This is a genomic window from Deinococcus seoulensis (assembly GCF_014648115.1).
Classification (GTDB): Bacteria; Deinococcota; Deinococci; order Deinococcales; family Deinococcaceae; genus Deinococcus; species Deinococcus seoulensis.
This window is the reverse complement of the sequence record NZ_BMQM01000004.1, coordinates 47,125-66,694: the sequence shown is the minus strand read 5'-3', so window position 1 is coordinate 66,694 and position 19,570 is coordinate 47,125. Positions and strand designations below refer to the sequence as shown.

Annotated in this window: 18 protein-coding genes; 11 read left to right on the top strand and 7 right to left on the bottom strand. The window is 71.1% G+C overall.

What is annotated here, in order from left to right:
* Window positions 1-419 precede the first annotated feature (419 nt).
* The 3 genes from IEY70_RS04635 (at window position 420) to IEY70_RS04625 (ending at window position 3,795) form a co-directional block, all read left to right on the top strand.
* Window positions 420-1,649 carry an MFS transporter gene (locus IEY70_RS04635; protein WP_189063836.1) on the top strand — a complete coding sequence of 410 codons (1,230 nt, stop codon included), beginning with the start codon at window positions 420-422 and terminating at the stop codon, window positions 1,647-1,649.
* 221 nt (window positions 1,650-1,870) lie between these two features.
* Window positions 1,871-3,079, top strand: coding sequence for an RsmB/NOP family class I SAM-dependent RNA methyltransferase (locus tag IEY70_RS04630; protein ID WP_229777651.1), 1,209 nt, complete (start codon window positions 1,871-1,873; stop codon window positions 3,077-3,079).
* Window positions 3,080-3,117: 38 nt separating this feature from the next.
* Window positions 3,118-3,795, top strand: coding sequence for a hypothetical protein (locus tag IEY70_RS04625; RefSeq protein ID WP_189063834.1), 678 nt, complete (start codon window positions 3,118-3,120; stop codon window positions 3,793-3,795).
* 7 nt (window positions 3,796-3,802) lie between these two features.
* Here IEY70_RS04625 and IEY70_RS04620 read toward each other — a convergent pair whose 3' ends face one another.
* The 3 genes from IEY70_RS04620 to IEY70_RS04610 all read right to left on the bottom strand — a co-directional run bounded on the left by IEY70_RS04620 (window position 3,803) and on the right by IEY70_RS04610 (window position 6,740).
* Window positions 3,803-4,570, bottom strand: a complete 768-nt coding sequence (locus IEY70_RS04620) for a hypothetical protein (protein WP_189063833.1) — start codon at window positions 4,568-4,570, stop codon at window positions 3,803-3,805.
* Window positions 4,571-4,777: 207 nt separating this feature from the next.
* On the bottom strand, window positions 4,778-5,485 hold the full coding sequence (gene deoD / locus IEY70_RS04615) for a purine-nucleoside phosphorylase (RefSeq protein WP_189063832.1): 708 nt from the start codon (window positions 5,483-5,485) through the stop codon (window positions 4,778-4,780).
* A 40-nt stretch (window positions 5,486-5,525) separates the two neighbouring features.
* Window positions 5,526-6,740 (bottom strand): alanyl-tRNA editing protein, encoded by a 1,215-nt coding sequence (locus IEY70_RS04610; protein ID WP_189063831.1) that lies wholly within the window; start codon window positions 6,738-6,740, stop codon window positions 5,526-5,528.
* Window positions 6,741-6,984: 244 nt separating this feature from the next.
* Here IEY70_RS04610 and IEY70_RS04605 point away from each other — a divergent pair, with 244 nt between their 5' ends.
* A complete protein-coding gene (locus tag IEY70_RS04605; protein ID WP_189063830.1) occupies window positions 6,985-7,191 on the top strand; it encodes a hypothetical protein in 207 nt (68 codons plus the stop codon).
* A gap of 76 nt (window positions 7,192-7,267) precedes the next feature.
* Here IEY70_RS04605 and IEY70_RS04600 read toward each other — a convergent pair whose 3' ends face one another.
* Complete coding sequence (locus IEY70_RS04600; RefSeq protein ID WP_189063829.1) at window positions 7,268-8,428, bottom strand: aminotransferase class V-fold PLP-dependent enzyme; 1,161 nt, start codon at window positions 8,426-8,428, stop codon at window positions 7,268-7,270.
* Between the two features lie 198 nt (window positions 8,429-8,626).
* Between IEY70_RS04600 and IEY70_RS04595 the strand changes: the two genes are divergently transcribed.
* Both IEY70_RS04595 and IEY70_RS04590 read left to right on the top strand, forming a co-directional pair.
* Window positions 8,627-9,715 carry a CAP domain-containing protein gene (locus tag IEY70_RS04595; RefSeq protein WP_189063828.1) on the top strand — a complete coding sequence of 363 codons (1,089 nt, stop codon included), beginning with the start codon at window positions 8,627-8,629 and terminating at the stop codon, window positions 9,713-9,715.
* 155 nt (window positions 9,716-9,870) lie between these two features.
* Window positions 9,871-11,211, top strand: a complete 1,341-nt coding sequence (locus IEY70_RS04590) for an FAD-dependent oxidoreductase (RefSeq protein ID WP_189063827.1) — start codon at window positions 9,871-9,873, stop codon at window positions 11,209-11,211.
* 83 nt (window positions 11,212-11,294) lie between these two features.
* Here the strand turns inward: IEY70_RS04590 and serA are convergent, their stop codons facing one another.
* Complete coding sequence (serA, locus tag IEY70_RS04585) at window positions 11,295-12,929, bottom strand: phosphoglycerate dehydrogenase (protein ID WP_189063826.1); 1,635 nt, start codon at window positions 12,927-12,929, stop codon at window positions 11,295-11,297.
* A gap of 213 nt (window positions 12,930-13,142) precedes the next feature.
* Between serA and IEY70_RS04580 the strand changes: the two genes are divergently transcribed.
* Window positions 13,143-14,456, top strand: a complete 1,314-nt coding sequence (locus IEY70_RS04580) for an Nramp family divalent metal transporter (protein WP_373290747.1) — start codon at window positions 13,143-13,145, stop codon at window positions 14,454-14,456.
* Window positions 14,457-14,629: 173 nt separating this feature from the next.
* Here the strand turns inward: IEY70_RS04580 and aat are convergent, their stop codons facing one another.
* Complete coding sequence (gene aat / locus IEY70_RS04575) at window positions 14,630-15,250, bottom strand: leucyl/phenylalanyl-tRNA--protein transferase (RefSeq protein ID WP_189063825.1); 621 nt, start codon at window positions 15,248-15,250, stop codon at window positions 14,630-14,632.
* 1 nt (window position 15,251) lies between these two features.
* Window positions 15,252-15,719 carry a PaaI family thioesterase gene (locus IEY70_RS04570; RefSeq protein WP_189063824.1) on the bottom strand — a complete coding sequence of 156 codons (468 nt, stop codon included), beginning with the start codon at window positions 15,717-15,719 and terminating at the stop codon, window positions 15,252-15,254.
* Window positions 15,720-15,835: 116 nt separating this feature from the next.
* Here IEY70_RS04570 and recF point away from each other — a divergent pair, with 116 nt between their 5' ends.
* The 4 genes from recF (at window position 15,836) to IEY70_RS21250 (ending at window position 19,566) form a co-directional block, all read left to right on the top strand.
* Complete coding sequence (gene recF, locus IEY70_RS04565; RefSeq protein WP_189063823.1) at window positions 15,836-16,966, top strand: DNA replication/repair protein RecF; 1,131 nt, start codon at window positions 15,836-15,838, stop codon at window positions 16,964-16,966.
* The gene (locus IEY70_RS04560; protein WP_229777628.1) at window positions 16,963-17,838 is read left to right on the top strand and encodes a DciA family protein; all 876 of its coding nucleotides are present in this window, start codon (window positions 16,963-16,965) and stop codon (window positions 17,836-17,838) included. The genes recF and IEY70_RS04560 overlap by 4 nt, the downstream gene beginning before the upstream one ends.
* Before the next feature lie 93 nt (window positions 17,839-17,931).
* Window positions 17,932-18,639 carry a MogA/MoaB family molybdenum cofactor biosynthesis protein gene (locus IEY70_RS04555; RefSeq protein WP_189063822.1) on the top strand — a complete coding sequence of 236 codons (708 nt, stop codon included), beginning with the start codon at window positions 17,932-17,934 and terminating at the stop codon, window positions 18,637-18,639.
* A 123-nt stretch (window positions 18,640-18,762) separates the two neighbouring features.
* Entirely contained in the window at window positions 18,763-19,566 is an 804-nt protein-coding gene (locus tag IEY70_RS21250; protein ID WP_189063821.1) for a hypothetical protein, read from the top strand.
* The last annotated feature ends 4 nt before the right edge of the window (window positions 19,567-19,570 follow it).

The window sequence follows — 19,570 nt, the reverse complement described above, 5'->3', positions numbered from 1 at the left end:
GAACGTTCCAGTCAGATAAAAATCATACTTTTCGTACCGGGTCCAATATTTACGGATGCCGCGTGCGCGTCCGCTGGTCCCGGTCCTCGGTCTGTCAAGATCGCCCGATCATACGGCAAACGTGAGAGTTCCGCATCCCCCCACTCATCTGCCACGCGGCCCACACGACCGGGCCACGGGACATAGGAACAGGACGTTTCAGAAAAGCGCTGCCGCCACCCTCACATGCAGGGCACATACGGGGCCGCAGGCAGGCAGTCCTGCACGCCACTCCGCCCCCACCGGAATGGGTGACAGGCGGCGCCCATGCGCAGGATGCGGTTCCACAGACCTGATCGTGCCCGGCCTGATCGTGCCCGGGCGGCGCGCCCGGACAGGCGTCCTTACCGAGCGGTCAGGCCGGGGCGTATACTCCGCGCATGTCGGCCTCCCCCACCCCCCCCGCAGCCACGGGCCGCACGCGCCTGACGCTGTTCTTCACCATCTTCATCGCGATGCTGGGCCTCAGCGTCCTGTTCCCCATCATCGCGCCGCTGGGCCGCCAGCTCGGCCTGACCGAGACACAGACCGGCTGGTTCTCCACCGGGTACTCCCTGATGCAGTTCGTGTTCTCCCCCATCTGGGGAAGCCGCAGCGAACGCCTGGGCCGCAAACCCGTGCTGCTGCTGGGCCTCGTGGGCTTTTCCATCAGCTTCGGCCTGTTCGGCATCCTGGCGCAACTGGGCGTGCAGGGCGCGCTGGGCGGCACCGCCCTGTTCGCGCTGCTGGTCATCTCCCGCCTGATCGGCGGCGTGCTGTCCAGCGCCACCCTGCCCACCGCGCAGGCCATGATGGCCGACCTGAGCGACAAGGAAGACCGCGCCGCCAGCCTCGGCCTGATCGGCGCGGCCTTCGGGCTGGGCGTCGTGTTCGGCCCCGCCATCGGCGCACTCCTGAGCACCGTCAGCCTCACCGCGCCCATCTTCTTCAGCACCGCGCTGGGCCTGATCACCGCCCTCGTCGCGTGGCGCACCCTGCCCGAAACACGCCGCGCCGGAACACCCGAACCCGCCGCCGGCAGCCGCCGCGCGCTGCTGGGCCAGGGAGCCATCCCGCTGTTCCTGGCGATCAGCGCCCTGAGCACCCTCGCCAGCGTCGGCATGGAACAGACCATCGGCTTCTACGTGCAGGACACCCTGAACCTCACCCCCGAAGGCGCGGCCCGTACCGTCGGCGGCATGCTCACCATCTTCGGACTGGTCGCCGCGCTCGTGCAGGGCGGCGCCATCCGCCCCCTCGCCAAACGCTTTCCGACCACGCCGCTGGTCGCCGCCGGGCTGCTGATCATGGCCGCCGGAATGTTCCTGCTGCCCACCGGCCAGAGCTTCTGGCCCATCACGCTGGCCCTGGCCGTCATCGGAATCGGCAGCGCCATCCTGAGCCCCAGCCTCAGCGCCGCCCTGAGCCTCAGCGTCACCGAGGACCAGCAGGGCGCCGTCGCCGGACTGAACTCCAGCGCCCTCGCCCTGGGCCGCATGACCGGCCCCCTGCTCGGCACCGGCCTGTACCAGACCGCCGGACACGCCGCCCCCTACCTCCTGAGCGGCGGCGTCCTGACCGCCCTGCTGATCTGGACACTGATCAGCCGACCGAAGGTCAATGCCAGCTGATGGCTGATGGTCAACAACGTGTGCGCGGGCTGACCGCTTCCGTCAACCCCAATCACTCTCCAGTGCCTACACCCCACTTCCTACCCCCTCCCCTTTCCGGCGCGTACACTGCCAAGGTGAACGACGCTCCACGCCGACCCTCTGCCCGCCCTGCTTCCGGCTCGTCCCGCGGTCCCCGCGAGGACCGGCCGGGACCGTTCAATCCCGCGCGTGAGGTGGCGGTGCGGGTGCTGCTGCGCGTCCTGAACGGCGACGCCTTCGCCGCCCCGGCACTGGACGACGCCCTGCAACAGGCCCGCCTGCCGGGCCGGGATTCGGGACTGGCGACGCACGTGGTGTACGGCACGCTGCGGCACGCGCTGACGCTGGACCGCGCCCTGACCCCCATGCTCAAGGGCGAGACGCACCCGAAAACGCGGGCCGTGCTGATGGCCGGAGCGTTCGAGAAACTGTTCCTGGGCACCGCGCCGCACGCCGTGGCGAGCGAGTACGTGAACCTCGCCCGCGGGGCACGGCTGGGACCGCCCGCGCTGGTGAACGCCGTGCTGCGCCGCGTGACGCTGCCCGACGCGACCGACGAGACCCGCACGGAACTGCCCGGGTGGCTGGCCGGGGTGTACCGCGCGGCGTTCGGTGAGCAGGCGGGCGCGGTCATGGCGGACCTGCTGCGCCCGCAACCGCTGTGGCTGAGCCTGTCGGACGCAGGCGTGCGAGCCCTGGAAGAAGAAGGCAGCGTGGTGCATCCGGGCGTGCAGGGCGTGGACCGCGTGGAACTGGACCGCCCGCTGCGCCGCACCGCCGCGTACGAGAACGGGCAGGCGCAGCCGATCAACCCGGCCAGTCTGGCCTGCGTGGACGCACTGGGCGACGTGAGCGGCGTGCGCGTGCTGGACCTGGCGGGCGGGGCGGGCGTGAAGGCCGCGATGCTCGCCACGCGCGGCGCGCAGGTCACCAGCGTGGACCTCGTGGCCCGCAAGCACGACGCGGCGCGCGGGAACCTGCGCCGCCTGGGCCTGAAAGCCGAGTTCGTGACGCACGACCTGACCGAACCCCTGACCCTGGAACCGGCGGCCGTGGTGCTGCTGGACGCCCCCTGCACCGGCAGCGGCACGCTGCGCAGCCACCCGGAAATCAAGTTGCGCCTCACGCCGGACGCCGTGCAGGAAATGGCGGCGCTTCAGGCACGGATGCTGCCGAACGCGGCGGCGCTCGTGCCGCCCGGCGGGACGCTGGTGTACTCGGTGTGCTCGGTCACGCCACAGGAAGGACCGCAGGTCGTGCAGGCCTTCCTGGACGCCCACCCGGACTTCGAGGCGCAGCCCGTGACGGGCGTCGAGGTGCCCACCGTCCCGGCGGGACCGGGCGTGCTGACCGTCCCGGACGGCGGCATCGATGGGTTCTTCATCGCGCGGATGGCACGCCGGGCGTAAGCGGTAGGCAGCGCAGACCGGGCCGGGTACGCTGGGGTATGACACTCCTGCGCCGGTCCGTCCTGCTGAGCCTGTTCCTGACTCTTGCGTCCGGCGCCGCGCGGGCGCAGGCTCCGGCGAACTGCGCGCTGGCGAACGCCGTGGACAGCGGCACCTACGCCACCCTGACGATCAGCGCGTGGTCTGAAGTCGATCAGGACAACGCCAGTTACAACTGGGCGGAGTGCCGCGCCGCCGCGCTGCGCCGCACGCTGACCGGCAACCCGAAACTCAGCGCCCGCATCGACACGCTGCGAAGGCAGTACCGCGAGATGCGCGCCATCGAGAGCGAACTGGCGGGCACGCGTGCCGGGGGCGGCACCCTGTACGCGCACGCCGTCCCCCGATCCTACGCGTTCCTGGAAGAGCAGATCGGGAGTCTGGCGGCGCTGGCCCGCAGCTCTCTGGGCGGGCAGACGGGCACCCTGTACGCACGGCAGGTCACGCAGGCCCGCGCGGATCACGCGGCGTACATCGCGGCGCTGCGCCGCTACCGGCCCGGCGCCGACGAGGATTACGTGCGGTTCGACCCGGCCGACTGGAAGGCCAGCGTGGACCGCTACGAGGCGCTCGGGAAGGCGATCATGGGCACGCTGGGCACACGCGGGGACGCCGCGACCGCCACGGGGTACGCCATCCTGAACAGCCCGGTCTTCAGTGCCGACGGCGAATTCTGACCCGTTCCTACTGACGCGCAGCCGCGCGCCGCCGCAGATGACTCCACAGGTCGCCTTCCAGCGCGGCCGCCCACACCAGGGGCACCTCGCTGACCTGCGCGGCACTCAGGGTCACGGCCCGCTCGCCGTTCGTCAGGAGCGTGAAGGCCTGCGCGGCACCGAACAGTGGGGGCTGCGCCGCCCAGCCCTGCGCGGCCGCCTGCGCCACCCAGTGCGTGAATGCCGCGCGGATGTCCGTGCCCGGCGGCAACAGGGCATGCGGCGCGCCCTGCGGTTCCGACCAGGACACGCCGGGCAGGGCGCCCAGGTTCAGGCCCGGCTCTGCGGCCGCATGCCCCGACCGGGGCAGCAGCGGCAGCTCCAGCGTGCCGACCTGGGCGCCGACCACGAGCAGCAGGGACTCCTCCCCCACCCCGAACAGGTCCGCAGGCACGCCGAAACCCACGGCACCCGTCGGCACGGGCGGGCACCCGGCCGCCAGCAGCGCGGCGCGGAGGCCGGTCAGCGCCCGCGCCTGCCCGTGCGGGTCAGCCGGGCCGCGCAGGCGCACGAACGTCCCACCCGCCCGGTCGCGGTACACGCCCAGCGGGGTCACGCCCGCAGGCCACGCCACGCCGCGCAGCGGGGCAGGCAGGTCCGCCACGCGCCGCAGGGGCCAGCGCAGCGGCGGGAACAGCAGTCCCAGCGCCAGCCGCAGCCGGGCCAGACCCCGCCCTGACAGACGGCCCCCCATCGTCGCCGGATAACTGAACGTCCAGTCCGCTGCGCGCTTCATGCCCTCAGTGTAAAACCGGGCCGCACACGGCGACCCGGCAGGTGCAGCCTGGGGTGCAGTCCTGAAGGGGTTATGCGGATTCCGTTTGTTTCGCCAACAATCCGGAACTTCACCGGATTGCCGGCTCCACGTCCGGAATCCTTTTCTCTCCTACTCGCATCCGCTCGGATTGAATGGTCTTTGCAGCCCATTCAATCGGAGTCCGTATTACTCGCCCAGCGCGGCGTCGAGGGCGATCTCGATCATGGCGTTGAAGGTCAGCTGGCGTTCCTCGGCGGTGGTTTCCTCGCGGGTGACGAGGTGGTCGCTGACGGTCAGGACGGTCAGGGCCTTCACGCCGTGCTTGGCGGCCAGGGTGTACAGCCCGGCGGCTTCCATCTCGACGGCCAGCACGCCGAAGTCCGCCCAGATCTTGTACTGGTCGAAATCGTCGTGGTAGAAGGTGTCGCTGCTCATGATGTTCCCGACGTGCGTGGTGTGGCCGCGCTCGCGGGCGATCTGGTAGGCGCGCATCAGCAGGTCGAAGTCGGCGATGGGGGCGAAGTTTTTCGCGCCGAAGCGGATGTTGTTGATGTTGCTGTCCGTACACGCCGCCTGCGCCAGCACAATGTCGCGCACGTGCACGTTCTCCTGATAGCTGCCGGCGGTGCCGACGCGGATCAGGTTCTTGCAGCCGTAGGCGGTGATCAGTTCGCTGACGTAGATCATGGAGCTGGCGATGCCCATGCCGGTGCCCTGCACGCTGACCCGCTGGCCCTTGTACGTGCCGGTGTAGCCGTGCATGCCGCGCACGGTGTTGTGCAGGACGGGGTCGGTCAGGAAGGTCTCGGCGATGTGCTTGGCACGCAGCGGGTCGCCCGGCAGGAGGACGGTTTCGGCGATCTGGCCGGGTTCGGCGTTCAGGTGAATACTCATGACCCCTGAGCCTACCAAGTTCCGGCGCGGCTGTGAACGGTCAGGCGGGGGTGGTCAGCGCCCCGCGGACGGCGTGCGTGAAGGCGGCCACGTCCGGGGTGCTGCCCTGCGCGAGGTCGGGCCTTCCGCCGCCCTTGCCGCCGCTGGCGTTCAGCGCGGCGCGCAGCACCCCGGCGGCATTCAGGTCGGGGTGCGCGCTGCCGATACCCACGCGGCCCGCATCTGTGACCGCCACGACGACCTCGCCGGGGTTCAGGTCGGTCAGGGCGGGCAGCAGGCCAGCCGGGTCGGGCAGCGTCACGAGACGCAGGGTCACCGTTCCGTGCGTCTGTGCGGCAGAGGCGTCCCGCAGGGTGCGGGCGTGCGCGGCGTGCAGAGCGTCCAGCTGCGAGGCCAGTGCGGCCCGCTCGGCGCTCAGCGCCTCGACCCGTTCGGGCAGCCGCTCGACCGGCACGCTGAACCCCACGGCCAGCCTACGGGCGTCGGTGTACACGCTGCTCAGGAACGCGCCCGCCTCCTCGCCTGCCATGAAGGTCACGCGGGTCACGCCGCCCTTCACGCGCTCGGTGCGCAGGATCACGACCGGGGCGGCCATGCTGGCGCGGGGGACGTGCGTGCCGCCGCAGGCGCTCACGTCGAACGGCTCGCCCTGCCCGTCCCGGAAGATCACGAGGCGCACGTCCCCGCTGACCTTCGCCCCGCGCCGCAGCGGGTAGAGGTGCAGGTCATGGTCCGGCACGACCGGCGTTTCGAGGGTCAGGTCGGTGCGGCCCAGCGTCTCGCGCAGCAGGACCTCGGCGGCCCGCACGTGCGTTTCGGCCGGGTCGCCGCGCAGGTCCAGGGTGCATTCCGGGCCGGTCATGTTCACGGCGTCCACCGTGAACGCCGGGTTCACGCGCACGAACGCCTGGGCCAGCAGGTGCTCGGCGCTGTGCCGCTGCGAGTGCCGCCAGCGGCGCGCGGCGTCCACCTCGCCCGCCACCGGCGTGCCGACCGGGGGCACGTCGCCGGTCAGGGCGTGCCAGATCAGTCCGGCGGCCCTGTCCCTGCGGCTGTGCGTCACGGTCGCCACGCGGGCGTCACCGCCTGCGTCCGTCCAGCGCAGCGTGCCGGTGTCGGATGCCTGCCCGCCCGACTCGGGGTACAGGGCCGTGGCGTCCAGCGCGACCTCGTGAGCGTGAGTGTGAGCGTGGGCGTGCGTGACCCGCGCGGTGAACAGCAGGTCGTGAGTGGTGTGGTACAGGGCGCGGGTCATGCCGCCCAGGGTACGGCACGGGGGCGGCAGCGTCCTGCCCGTCCCCTGTGCTCCGGCGGGAACAGACCTGAAGGGCACTTAAAGTCCCTTTCAAGGTCGCTTCAACAGTTCATTGCGGCAGCGTCAGATTCACTGAACTACACTGATCACATTCAACCGGACATCATTCCACTGTCCAGAACAGTATGTCCGAGACTCTTCGCTTCATTCAGGTTCCAGTTCTCTACTGCAACAGGAGGTCACCATGTCGAACTTCAGCATTTACATGATCGGGATCGTCGTTCTTATCGTCGGGTTGTTCATCGCCGGAAACGCGTTCGCGTGGCCGCAGTCGTACACCCTGATCGGCGCCGTGGTCCTGCTCGGCCTGGGCATCCTGGCCGGCGTGACCAGCACCAAGCGCCGCGATCCCCCCGCCGGTGACCCGCCCAGCACCCCCCCCGTCCGCTGAGCACTGACCATCACCCACGCAGCACCCACGCAGAACCGCCCCGGCCTGAAGCTGGGGCGGTTCTGCGTGGGTGCGTTCAGTCGTTCAGCGCCTGCCACGCGGCGTTCACGGCGGCGCCCCGCTCGAAGGGCACGCCGAGCGCGGCGAAGGCGTCTTCCAGGATTCCGGCGATGCTCAGGGCGTCGTAGCGGTCGGCGTAGCCCATGGTGCTCACGCGGAACACGGTGTCCTCGTGAGGGGCCTGTCCGGGCAGGGCGCGCTGGCCCATGCTGGCCAGTTGCGCGGCCACCTGACGGCCGGTGATGCCGTCCGGGGGCGTCAGGACCGCGACGGCCGGGCTGGTGCGCGGTGCCCAGGCAGGCGCGCCCAGCGCGGTTCCGGCGGCGATCAGGGCGTCGGTCTTGCGGCGCTGCTCGGCCCACAGGACCTCGTGCGGCACGCTCAGCAGGCGGTCCAGGGCGGTGCTCAGGGCGTAGATCAGGTTGATGGCCGGGGTCTGCGGGGTGCTCCCGGCTTTCTGTCCGGCCAGTTCGCGGGTCATGTCGAGGTAGAAGGCGTTGCCCGGATTGCGGATCATGCGCGCCTGCACCTCGGGGCTGAACAGCACGAAGCCCAGGCCCGGCGGGGTGGCGGTGCCCTTCTGGCTGCCGGAGACGATCACGTCCACGCCCCACGCGGCCGGGCGGAGTTCCGCCACGCCGTACGAGGTGATGCAGTCGGCAATGACGATCAGGTCCGGGTTCTGCGCCTTCGCGGCGCGGGCGATGGCTTCCAGGTCGTGCAGGGCGCCGGTGCTGGTCTCGCTGTGCGTGATCAGCAGGGTGTGCGCGCCGCGCGTGGCGTCCGCGACCTGCTGCGGGTCGAGCACGTCGCCCCAGGGTCTGGCGACCAGGGTCGTGTCGTACCCGAAGCGCTGGGCCATCTCGCCCCAGCGTTCGCTGAACTTCCCGGCCTGGGCGTTCACGACCCGCGCGCCTGCCGGGGTGGTGCTCAGCAGGGCGCCCTCGAACGCGCCGGTGCCGCTGCTGGTCGTGATGACGGCGTCGTAGGGGTCGCCGAGCAACTGCGTGAGTTTCGCGCGGGCTTCCATCAGCTTGTCGATGCCGGCCTGCGCGCGGTGGTGCATCTGCGGTTGCGCCAGCTGGGCCAGCACGTCCGGAGCGACTTCGACCGGGCCGGGGGCGATCAGGCGGGCGCGGTTCAGGGGCGCGTACTGCATGGGGGGGGCTTCGCTCATGCCCCGCATGGTAGCCCGCGTGGGGGTGCGCCGCTCGGCACTGTGCAGCGGAGTACTGGCCCGGTACCGGGGCGCCGGGTGGGGGGATGCGCGTGGGGGGCTACGTGTCGGGTGCACACCCGCCGAACGTGAGGATCTTCAAACTTAATGGGCAGATTGTGAGGACAGCGTGCGGTTCTCATGATGCAATAGCAGCAGATGCTTACTTCACCTTCATTTCTGACGCGCCGCACCCTGTTCCTGCTGACCGCCCTGCTCGCTGCCCAACAGCCCGCCAGCGCACAGACGGGCGAGACACAGCCGACCCCTGCACAGACGGCCACCACACAGACGGGCGCTGCACAGACAGCCACCACACAGACGACGGCGACCCAGCCGGCTGCGCAGCAGAACGCCGGTGTCCAGAACTCGGGCGTTCAGGCCGGAGGTGGGCAACCGGGCGGCACGCAACCCCCCGCCGCTCCCGCCGGGCCGGTCATCGCGCCGTCCCTGCCGACCCTGAACCTGCCGGGCGTGACCCTGAACCCGGAGCAACTGGTCAATTCCAGTGACCTGTTCTCGGAGGTCGTGCAGGCGGACTTCCTGAGCTGCGGGCAGCAGGCGCACCGCGACCCGACGCTGGACAGCGTGGCCGAGCAGGTCCTGCGGGGCTTCACCCTGAAAAACGAACTGGCCCGCTTGCACTACCCGGCGAAACGCTCGGCCAGTTTCACCATGGCGAAACTCGGGAAGGTCAAACTGGTCGCCGGGGCACTCGCCAACCAGTGCGGGCACCGGGTCGGCTTCAGCCGCTACGGCGTGTCGGTGCAGGACGGCCGGGCCGCGCTGGTGTACGTGCAGCCCGCACAGATCGAGGTCAGCGATCCCCGCGAGTGGATGGTGCGCTTCATGAACATCACCAACGAAGCCCGGCGGCAGGGGCAGCGTTGCGGAGACCAGCTGTTCAACACGACCGGCCCGCTCGCCTGGGACGACACGCTGGCCCGCAGCGCGCAGATGCACGTGAACGACATGGTCCGCCTGAACTTCCGCGGGCACGTGAACCCCGAAACCGGCAGCGAACCCCTGGAACGCGCCCGCCAGAACGGCTTCACAGGCGAACTGGCAGGCGAGAACGCCGCCTACAACGTCATGACGCCCGAGGAGGCCCTGCAGACCCTCATCGACAGCCCCGGCCACTGCCGGACCCTCATGAACCCCGACTGGACCCTCTTCGGCGCCGCCGTCGGCAACGGCACCCCCACCACCACCTTCGCCAACTACTGGGTGCAGAGCTTCGGGCGGTGATACGGCTGATGGCAGATAGCTGATGGCAGACGGCGGGTGGCGGGTGGCTGGAGGGGGTTGCGGGCGGGTGCATTCCTCTCCCCCGCCCGCAACCCACTGCCCCGCATGAAGGCCGCCGGTACGGCTGGCGGGCGGGGAGCGGCTAGGCTGCGGGCATGCGAATCGTGATTGTGGGCGGCGTGGCCGCAGGAATGAGTGCGGCCAGCCGGGCGCGGCGGTTCAGTCCGGACGCGCAGATCGTGGTGTTCGACCGTGGTGAGTTCGTGAGTTACGGCGCGTGCGGGTTACCGTACGTGATCGGCGGTGAGGTCGGGGACTTCGGGGATCTGGTGGCGCGCACGCCCGAGCAGATGCGGGCGCGCGGGATCGGCGTGCGCACCCGGCACGAGGTGACGGGCGTGGACGCGCGGGCCGCGACGGTCACCGTGCTGGACCGCGAGGCGGGGCGCACGACGACCGAACCGTTCGACCGGCTGCTGCTGGCGACCGGGGTGTCGGCCGTGCGGCCCGCGTGGGCCAGAACGGACCTGGGCGGCGTGCACGTGCTGCGCGACATTCCGGACGGGCAGGCGCTGGAGGCGAGCGTGGCGGGCGCCCGCCGGGCCTGCATCGTGGGCGGCGGGTACATCGGGCTGGAGCTGGCCGAGGCGCTGCGGGCGCGGGGCCTGAGCGTGGTCCTGCTGGAACGGGGGCCGGAAGTGGCAGGCCGCATGCTGGACCCGCAGTTGCAGGCGCAGGTCCGTGAGGAACTGGAACGCGGCGGGGTGGACGTGCGCTGCGGCGTGACCGTGGAGGGCCTGACCGGCACCGGGCACGTGACGGGCGTGCAGACGGACGCCGGACTGGTGCGCGCCGATCTGGTCGTGGTGGCGGTCGGCGTGAAACCGAACGTGGAACTGGCGCGGGCAGCCGGGGTGCGGCTGGGCAAGACGGGCGCGGTCGCCGTGAACGCCCGGCAGGAAACGAACGTGCCCGGCATCTACTCGGCCGGTGACAACACGCAGAGCACGCACCGCGTCACGCGCCGCAGCGTGCACATTCCGCTGGGCCTGCCCGCCAACCGCATGGGCCGCGTGGCAGGCGTGAACATGGCCGGAGGGCACGCCCGCTTTCCCGGCGTGGTCGGCACGGGGATCTTCAGGACCTTCGAGCTGGGCGTGGCCCGCACCGGCCTGACCCAGACCGAGGCGGACGAACTGGGCCTGAAGGCCGTGAGCGTGGACGTGACCAGCACCGACCACGCCGGGTACCACTCGGGATCCAGACCCATTCACGTGCGCCTGACCGGCGAGCGGGGCACAGGCCGCCTGCTGGGCGCGCAACTGATCGGCCGCAACCACCTGAGCGTGAAACGGGTGGATGTGGTCGCGGCCCTGCTGGGCACCCGCGCGACCGCGCAGGACCTGTTCGACGCGGACCTCGCGTATGCCCCGCCGTTCAGTGGCGTGTGGGACGTACTGCTGGTCGCCGCCGACCGCCTGCACCGGCAACTCTGAACTTCAGCGGAGCCACGCAGCACCGGCACGCAGAAGGGGGGGCGAACCCGACCGGGCCGCCCCCCCTCACGCTGCGCCGGTCCTCAGGCGCGGACCATGTAGGCGCTGTCGATCACGTCGAGTTCCCGCACCTGCCCCAGCTGGTCCGGGGTCAGGGCGTCGTCGAGGGTCAGGGTGAACAGCGCCTGTCCGCCCTTCTCGGCGCGGCCGAGGGCCATTCCGGCGATGTTCACGCCCCAGGTGCCGAGCAAGGTGCTGAGTTTGGCGACTGCGCCGGGTTTGTCCTGGTTGCTGGCGATCAGGATGTTGCCTTCGGGTTCGAGTTCCACGCGGAAGTCGCGCAGGCGGGTCAGGCGGGGGTTGCGGCCGAACACGGTGCCGCCCACGGTGCGGGTGCGTTCCTTCTCGCCGGTCTGGCCGCCCGTGACCTTCACGATGACCTCGGTCTGGTAGTCGGGGCTGTCGGCCTGCTCGCGGATGGCGATGTTCACGCCGCGTTCGCGGGCGAGGGCGCGGGCGTTGATCATGTTGGGCGTCTCGTCGGTGCTGCCGCTCAGGTAGCCCACGAGGACGCTGGTGACGACCGGGGCGGGGTCGGCGGGGAACTCGCCGCGGAAGGTGACTTCCACGTCGTGCGCGCCGGGCAGCAGTTGCGAGAGGATGCGGCCCAGTTTGTCCCCGAGGGTCAGGTACCCGCCGAGGGCTTCCATGGTCTTGGCGTCCAGGGCGGGGGCGTTCACGGCGCCCTTGCTGACGTCGCCGTGCAGGGCGGCCAGCACGCGCGCGACGATCTCGGCGCCGACGCGTTCCTGCGCTTCGAAGGTGTTGGCGCCCAGGTGCGCGGTGATGCCCAGGTTCGGGGCGTGCAGGAAGATGTGATCGGCGGCCGGGGGTTCGTCCACGAACACGTCCACTCCGGCGGCGAACAGGTGGCCGCTGTGCAGGGCGTCCACGAGGGCCTGTTCGTCGATGATGCCGCCGCGCGCGGCGTTCACGGCGATGGCGCCTTTCTTCAGGCGGGCGAGTTGCTCGGCGCCGATCATGCCGCGCGTCTCGTCGGTCAGGGGGGTGTGGACGGTGATGGCGTCCACCTGTGAGAGCAGGTCGTCGAGGGTGGCGGCGCGCTTCACGCCCAGGCGTTCGAACTTGCTTTCCGGGACGTAGGGGTCGAAGGCGACGACGTTCATGCGCAGGCCCTGCGCGCGGTCGGCGACGATACTGCCGATGCGGCCGAGGCCGACGATGCCCAGGGTGCGGTCCTTGAGTTCCTGGCCCAGGTACTTGCGGTCCCACTCTCCGGCGCGGGTTTTGCGGTCGCTGCGGGTCAGGCCGCGCGCGGCGGCCATCAGGTGCATGACGGCCAGTTCGGCGGCCGACACGTTGTTGCTCTCGGGGGCGTTCAGGACCAGCAGGCCGCGCAGGCTGGCGTAGTCCAGGTCGATGTTGTCCACGCCCACGCCGCCGCGCCCGATGACTTTCAGGCGGGGTCCGGCCGCGTCGATCAGTTCCCGGTCGACCTTGGTGCGGCTGCGGGTGATCAGCGCGTCGTACTCGGGCAGGCGGCGCAGGGTCTCGGCGCGGTCCATGTTGCCCTGGTAGTCGATCTGGAAGCCGTCGTGTTCCAGGTTGCCGGGGTTCATCTCGTCGCAGATCAGGACGCGCAGGGTGTCGGTGCGGTCTGCCTGGGCCGGGTCGGTGGGCGTGGCGGGTGCGGTCATGCCCAGAGGGTAAGCGTCCGGAGGGGGTGCGGGCGTGATTTGGCTAGCAGGTTGGCTAGTGAAGAGGGCAGGTGGGCCAGTGCAGAGGGCAGGTGGGCGGCTGCGGGGCGCGGGGCGGGCTTGGGCTTGGGCGTTTCTTGATGCTGTGGCGGCGCGGGCCGGGGCGGACGGGGCAGGGCTGGATTTTATTTTTAGGCGTGCCTAAGATGCGGCATGTCGTCCACGCCCCCCTCACCCGAATCACCCGGCACGTCCTCACTGGACGCCCGCATGAACGCCCGCGCCGCCGCCATCCTCGAACGCACCGGCAACAAACGCGGCCTGGCACGCATCCTGCCGTTCCTCGGCCCGGCCGTGATCGCCTCCATCGCGTACATGGACCCCGGCAACTTCGCCACCAACATCCAGGGCGGCGCGCAGTTCGGGTACGGGCTGCTGTGGGTGATCCTGGCCGCCAACCTGATGGCCATGCTGATCCAGAACCTCAGCGCCAAACTGGGCATCGCCACCGGCAAGAACCTGCCGGAAGTCATCCGGGAACGCTTCCCGCGCCCCGCCGTGTGGCTGTACTGGGTGCAGGCGGAACTGGTCGCCATCGCCACCGACCTCGCCGAATTCATCGGGGCGGCCATCGCCATTCAACTGCTGACCGGCCTGCCGCTGATCTGGGGCGCGGCCATCACAGGTGTTCTGACCTTCTGGCTGCTGACCATCCAGCGCCGTGGGTTCCGCCCGCTGGAACTGGTGATCGGGGGCTTTGTGGCCATCATCGGCGTGGCGTACCTCACGCAGTTCGTGCTGGCGCGGCCCAACCTCGCGCAGCTCGGGGCGGGCTTCGTGCCGTCCTTCCAGGGCGTGGACAGCGTGTACCTCGCGGTCGGCATCATCGGCGCGACTGTCATGCCGCACGTCATCTACCTGCACTCCGCCCTCACGCAGGGCCGCGTACCCACCCGCAACGACCAGGAGAAACTGCGCCTGAGCCGCCTGAACCGCGTGGACGTGATCATCTCGATGGGCGTCGCCGGGCTGATCAACATGAGCATGCTGGCCGTCGCCGCCGCCACCTTCTACGGCAAGGGCATCGAGGACGCCGGGAACCTGGAAACCGCGTACCGCACCCTGACACCGCTGCTCGGCCCGGCCGCCGCGACCGCCTTCGCCATCGCGCTGCTCGCCAGCGGCCTGAGCAGCAGCGCCGTGGGCACCATGGCCGGACAGGTGATCATGCAGGGCTTCGTGAACTTCAGCATTCCGCTGTGGTTGCGGCGCACCGTCACCATGCTCCCGGCGTTCATCGTGATCCTGCTGGGCCTGGACCCCACCAGCGTCCTGATCCTGTCGCAGGTGATCCTCAGTTTCGGCGTGCCGTTCGCGCTGATTCCGCTGCTGGTCTTCGCCGCGCGGCGCGACATCATGGGCGTGCTGGTCAGCCGCCCGCACGTGACGGCGCTCGGGTGGCTGTTCGCGGGCATCATCATCGCCCTGAACGGCTACCTGCTGTGGGGCACCCTGGCCGGAGGGTAAACGGGGCCGTGGGGTCAGCACGACCCACACCCCGTTATACGGACTGCCGTCTGTTTCGCTGACAACCCGGAACTTCACCGCCCCTGCCAGCTCCACGTCCGGAGGGGCGTTTCTCTCCTACTCGCATCCGCTCGGATGGAACGGCTTTATAAGCCATTCAATCGGAGTCCGCATTACAGGCTGACGTCCAGCGGCAAAGCGGCGCCCAGTAGCGCGCCGTACGTGTCGCTGCCGATCTCGCGCACGCCCAGCGTCTCGATGTGCGGGTTCTGAATCTGGGCGTCCAGCAGCGTGAATCCGCGCGCGTGCAGGTGCGCGGCCAGGAGGATCAGGGCGGCCTTGCTGGCGTTCGTGACGCGGTGGAATTTGCTCTCGGCGATGAACGCGCCGCCCAGCGCGAGGCCCAGCACGCCCCCGGCCAGTTGCCCGCCGCGCCAGACCTCGAAGGAGTGTGCCAGTCCCTGCGCGTGCAGGTGCAGGTACAGGTCCGCGAGTTCGTCGCTGATCCACTCGCCGTCGCGGGGGGGGCTGCCCGGCAGTTCGCCCCGGCACCCGGCGACCACCTGCGCGAAGGCGGTGTCCATGCGCGGCTCGAAGTGCTTCAGCTCGCGGCGCAGGCGGCGGGGCACGTGCAGTCCGTCCGCCTCGGTCAGCGGGAGGACGGCGCGGCCCTCGACGGAGTACCATTGCAGGCCGTCGCCGTTGTCCATCAGGAACGCGCCCCCGGCGTAGTTGCGGGCGACCTCGCGGGTCAGGGGGTCCGGGTGGGTCAGGAAGGTGCGCGCGGCGGGCAAGTCACTCGCCTGCCGGGGCGGGTTTCGGGTACAGGACGGCCTGCGTGCAGCGGAACAGCGCCATGAGTTTGCCGTCAGGCGCGCGGACCTCGGCGTCCCAGACCTGCGTGGTGCGGCCGGCGTGCACGTTGCGGGCCTCGCAGGTGACGGTGCCGTCGCGGGCGGTGCCCAGGTGGTTGCTTTTCAGTTCGATGGTCGTGAACGAGTGCGCGCCGTCTGGCAGCAGGATGCGCGTGCCGTATCCGCAGGTGGTGTCGGCCAGCGCGATGACGCTCGCGGCGTGCAGGAAGCCGTTCGGGGCGAGCAGTTCGGGGCGGATGGTCAGTTCGCTGCGCAGCAGGCCCCGCGCGGCGTGCGTGAACCGGACGCCGATCAGGCCCGGCAGGCGGCCCGCGCCGAACGCGTTCAGGGACTCCAGGCTGGGCAGTTCTGGGGTGGACGGCTCGGGGGTGGGGGCGGAGGCACTCATGCCGCCCAGCGTACCGTGCCCGCCCGCGCCCCCGCTTTCTGCTGCCGCTTTCCCATCAGGCACGCTCCTGTGACCGGCGCCTCTGTGCCTGAACGCCGGCGCTCTAGAATGGTCGGGTGCGTCTTGATTCGTTGTCCACCCTGAACTACCGGAACCTCGCGCCGTGCACCCTGGCGTTTCCGGCAGGCGTGACGGGTGTGTTCGGCGAGAACGGCGCGGGCAAGACGAACCTGCTGGAAGCCGCGTACCTGGCGCTGACCGGCCTGACGGACGTGTCGCGCCTGGAGCAACTGGTGCAGCAGGGCGAGACCGAGGCGTACGTGCGCGCCGACCTGGAAAGCGGCGGCAGCCTGAGCGTGCAGGAGGTCGGGCTGGGGCGCGGGCGGCGGCAACTGAAACTGGACGGAGTGCGCGTCCGCACCGGGGACCTGCCGCGCGGGAGTGCCGTGTGGATCCGCCCGGAGGACAGCGAGATGGTGTTCGGGTCGCCGTCCGGGCGGCGCGCGTTCCTGGATTCGCTGCTGTCGCGCCTGAGCGCCCGCTACGCCGAGCAGCTCTCACGCTACGAGCGCACGGTGTCGCAGCGGAACGCGGCCCTGCGCGGCGGCGAGGAATGGGCCATGCACGTGTGGGACGAGTCGCTGGTGCGGCTGGGCACCGAGATCATGCTGTTCCGCCGCCGCGCGCTGGTGCGCCTGAACGAACTGGCGGCCGAGGCGAACGCCGCGCTGGGCAGCCGCAAGACCCTGACGCTGTCCCTGACGGAATCCACCACGCCCGAAACGTACGCGCAGGACATGGGGTCGCGCCGCGCCGAGGAACTCGCGCGCGGGAGTACCGCGACCGGCCCGCACCGCGACGACCTGCTGCTGACGCTCGGGGACTTCCCGGCCAGCGAGTACGCCAGCCGGGGCGAGGGCCGCACCGTGGCACTGGCGCTGCGGCGAGCGGAACTGGAACTGCTGGCCGAACGCTTCGGAGAGCGGCCGGTGCTGCTGGTGGATGACTTCTCGGCGGAACTGGACCCGGTGCGGCGGTCGTTCCTGCTGGAACTGGCGGCCAGCGTGCCGCAGGCCATCGTGACCGGCACCGAACGTGCGCCGGGCGCGGCCCTGACGTTGCGGGCGCAGTCGGGCCGCTTCACGCCGGAAGCCGAATCTGAGCTGCCCGAGGCTGAGCTGCCTGAGCCGGAGCTGCCCGAGGCTGAGCTGGCCGACGTGCCGGACGTGGCCGGGGTGGGCGCGTGACGCGTGGCCGCCGCCTGAGCGGCCCGCGCCAGATGGGCGAGCTGATGGGCGCCACGCTGGGCACGGCCCGGATCGCGCGCGGCATCGAGCGGGCGCGCGCCATCCTGATGTGGCCGCAGGCGGTCGGGCCGGAAATCGCGCGCATCACGCGGCCCCGCACGCAGCAGGGCGGGACGCTGTTCGTGGAGGTCCGTGACAGCGCCACCGCGCACCACCTGAGCATGCAGCGCCACCATTTCATGAAGGCCCTGAACGCCCTGATTCCGGAGAAACCCATCAGCGAGATCCGCTTCAGCGTGGGCACGGTGCGCGGCCCCGAGGCGGCCGTGCCGACGCCCGCACCGCTGCCCGCCCCGGATCGCGCGCGGGCGCGGCAACTGGTCGAGGGTGTGCAGAGCGAACGCAGCCCCGAACTGAAGGGCGCGGCGCTGCGGGCGGCCGAGGCGATCACCCGCGCCCGCCGCTGGCGCGAGGAGCAGGGCTGGCGTCCCTGCCCAGTGTGCGGCGAGGCCAGCCGCGAGCAGCCGTGCCGCGCCTGCCTGCTGACCCTGGACGACCCGAACGTGCGCCGCGCCGCGCGTCTGCTGCAACGCTGGCCCGAGCGGCTGCCCGAACTGCGCGGCACGCTGGGCGACAGCGGGGCGGGCGCGGCCCGGCACCTGGCGCTGCAACAACTGGCGGGGCAGCTGGACCTGCTGGCGCTGGAGTGCGTGCGCAGCGGCCAGGAGGACGGGTACCGCGAGTTCCTGGCGCAGCAGGCCGACGTGTTCATGGCCCTGACCCGGCGCTGCACGCGCGCGGAGTTGCGCCGCGTGGACCGCGCCCTGCTGCCCGACAGTGCCCGCAACGTCCTGAACGCCGGGCAGCCCTGACACCAGGGCCTCTCGGGAGGCACCTGTTGCGGGGGAGGCGGCTGCGTGAGAACTGCTCCTTTTGCGCGGCGGGGACGGGGTACGCTGGTCGGCATGACGGACCTTCCTCCCGGCACGCCCTCCGCCCCTGCTCCGGACAGCGCCAGCGCCCCGCTCGATTCTGCGGGGCAGCACCGGAAGCACGGCGAGCGGTCCGTGCGCGTGGCGGTCCTGACCGTCAGCGACACCCGCACCGAGGACACCGACACCAGCGGGCAGTACCTGCTGGGCGAACTGCGCGCGCGGGGGCACGAGGTCGTGGGGTACCGGGTCGTGAAGGACGACGCGGTGCACATCCGGTCCAGTCTGGTGGCGTTCGCGCGTGAGGCGACGGTGGTCCTGTCGACCGGCGGGACGGGCATCACGGGGCGGGACGTGACGGTGCCGGTCGTGGAGTCCATGATCACCAAACCCATTCCGGGCTTCGGTGAGCTGTTCCGGATGCTGTCGTACCAGCAGGTGGGGGGCGCGGCGATGCTGTCGCGGGCGGTGGCGGGACTGGTGCGCGGCTCGGTGGTGTTCGCCATGCCGGGCAGCCTGAACGCCGTGAAGACCGCCTGGGAGGGCATCCTGCGTGACGAGATCGGTCACCTGGCGTTCGAGGTCGAGCGGCACGGGCAGCCGGGCGTGCTGAGCGCCCCACCCGCGCTGCCGGAGGCGGGCGCGACCCTGCCTCCCGCGCCGCAGCCGGGTGCGGGGGGTGGCGTGGCGGCCGGGCTGGGCCGTCACCGTAAGGGAGGGCAGGGCAATGAGCGCTTCTGAACGTGGCGTGTCTGAACGTGGCGTGTCTGAAGGCGGCGTGACCCGCAGGTGGCCGCGCCCGGCGCGCGTCTGTGCCGCGGAAGTCTATGCCGCGGAAGTCTGTGCAGCGGGAGTCTGCTGACGGTGGGCCTGCTGGATGTGGGCGCGGGCCTGAGTCCGCTGCTGGCGGCGGCACTGGCCCTGCTGGGCGGGTACTGGATGCTGCGGATGGGGCGCGCGGCGCGGCTGGGCCTGACGCCCAGGGGCGCGTGGTGGGCGGTGCCGGGGCTGCTGCTGATGCTGCTGGCGCCCGTGCTGGACGTCCCGGCGCTGTTCGGGGTGGGCGCGGCGCTGCTGCTGCTGGCCGAGTTCCTGCCTGCCGCGTTCGTTCCGGCGGCCCCCGGCCCGGCGGGGCTGCGGTGGGACCGGCTGGGCTGGCCGCTGGTGGGCGTGACGCTGGGGGTGGGGTTGCTGCTGGCGCTGCGGGACCCGGCGAACCTGAATCCGCTGACGCTGTGCGTGGCGGTGGCGGCGCTGCTGTTCTCGGGGGCGGGGCTGGTGTCGGCGCTGGTCCCGGCGCGGCGGCGGGCCGCACCGTTCGATTCGCATGCCCGCTGGCAGACCCGCTGGAATCATGTGGTCACGCCGGACTGGCCGGACCTGAGTGTCACGCTCAGCGAGCAGGGCGCGCACCTGAAGAATGTCTCGGGGCGGCCGCTGCGGCTGGCCGGGTGGTCCCCGGCGGGCATGAACGCGTGGCTGAGTGTGCGGGGCGCGTCGGGCGAGCCGCTGCTGGAACTGCGCGCCGGGCAGGAGGCGCTGCTGCCGGTCACGGCGCAGGACAGTGGCGTGCGCGTCTGGTACGCTCCGGCCCGGGTGGAGGACGCGCACCTGTACCGCGCGGACTGGACGCCCACGGCGTACTCGGACAGCCGCGTGCTGAACTGATCCG

Coding starts and splice junctions, on each gene's coding strand:
- IEY70_RS04635 (WP_189063836.1), top strand. CDS start 420: ATGTCGGCCTCCCCCACCCCCCCCGCAGCCACGGGCCGCACGCGCCTG.
- IEY70_RS04625 (WP_189063834.1), top strand. CDS start 3,118: ATGACACTCCTGCGCCGGTCCGTCCTGCTGAGCCTGTTCCTGACTCTT.
- IEY70_RS04620 (WP_189063833.1), bottom strand. CDS start 4,570: ATGAAGCGCGCAGCGGACTGGACGTTCAGTTATCCGGCGACGATGGGG.
- deoD (WP_189063832.1), bottom strand. CDS start 5,485: ATGAGTATTCACCTGAACGCCGAACCCGGCCAGATCGCCGAAACCGTC.
- IEY70_RS04610 (WP_189063831.1), bottom strand. CDS start 6,740: ATGACCCGCGCCCTGTACCACACCACTCACGACCTGCTGTTCACCGCG.
- IEY70_RS04605 (WP_189063830.1), top strand. CDS start 6,985: ATGTCGAACTTCAGCATTTACATGATCGGGATCGTCGTTCTTATCGTC.
- IEY70_RS04600 (WP_189063829.1), bottom strand. CDS start 8,428: ATGAGCGAAGCCCCCCCCATGCAGTACGCGCCCCTGAACCGCGCCCGC.
- IEY70_RS04595 (WP_189063828.1), top strand. CDS start 8,627: ATGCTTACTTCACCTTCATTTCTGACGCGCCGCACCCTGTTCCTGCTG.
- IEY70_RS04590 (WP_189063827.1), top strand. CDS start 9,871: ATGCGAATCGTGATTGTGGGCGGCGTGGCCGCAGGAATGAGTGCGGCC.
- serA (WP_189063826.1), bottom strand. CDS start 12,929: ATGACCGCACCCGCCACGCCCACCGACCCGGCCCAGGCAGACCGCACC.
- IEY70_RS04580 (WP_373290747.1), top strand. CDS start 13,143: ATGTCGTCCACGCCCCCCTCACCCGAATCACCCGGCACGTCCTCACTG.
- IEY70_RS04570 (WP_189063824.1), bottom strand. CDS start 15,719: ATGAGTGCCTCCGCCCCCACCCCCGAGCCGTCCACCCCAGAACTGCCC.
- IEY70_RS04555 (WP_189063822.1), top strand. CDS start 17,932: ATGACGGACCTTCCTCCCGGCACGCCCTCCGCCCCTGCTCCGGACAGC.